This window comes from Rhizobium sp. 10N414 (genome assembly GCF_056394785.1).
Genome location: NZ_JBFTIN010000114.1, coordinates 1 through 584, shown reverse-complemented (window position 1 = coordinate 584; position 584 = coordinate 1). Strand labels below are relative to the sequence as shown.

The 584-nt window shown below is 63.5% G+C and carries 1 protein-coding gene and 1 pseudogene; both read left to right on the top strand.

What is annotated here, in order from left to right:
* A pseudogene (locus tag AC1DE4_RS31835) lies at nucleotides 1-231 on the top strand (electron transfer flavoprotein subunit beta/FixA family protein); the annotation flags it as partial.
* 25 nt (nucleotides 232-256) lie between these two features.
* A partial coding sequence (locus tag AC1DE4_RS31830; protein WP_477884764.1) for an adenine nucleotide alpha hydrolase family protein occupies nucleotides 257-584 on the top strand: 328 nt, incomplete at its 3' end.

Genomic DNA, 584 nt, shown 5'->3' with positions numbered 1-584 from the left:
GTCACATCAGATCTGCGCTTGAACGAGCCGCGCTACGCCTCGCTGCCGAACATCATGAAGGCGAAGAAGAAGCCGCTCGACAAGAAGACGCCGGCCGACTTCGGCGTCTCCACCGCGCCGCGTCTGAAGGTCTTGAAGACCGAGGAGCCGTCCGGCCGCAAGGCGGGCGTCAAGGTCAAGTCGGTCGCCGAGCTGGTCGAAAAGCTGAAGACCGAAGCCGGCGTGCTTTAAAGGTTCGAGAAAGGGAGATATATCCATGGCCATTCTTCTTCTGGCTGATCACGACGGCAACCACCTTTCCGACCAGACCGCCAAGGCGCTGACGGCGGCGACACAGATCGCCAAGGAACAGGGAAGCGACGTCACCATCCTTGTCGCCGGCATCGGCGCCAAGGCCGCGGCCGAACAGGCTGCCAAGCTCTCGGGCGTTTCCAGGGTGCTGGTTGCCGAGGACGCAAGCCTTGCCAACAATCTGGCCGAGCCGCTGGCCGCCCTGATCGTTTCGCTGGCCGCAAGCTATGATACGATCATCGCCGCCGCCACCTCGACCGGCAAGAACGTCATGCCGCGCGTCGCCGCCCTGC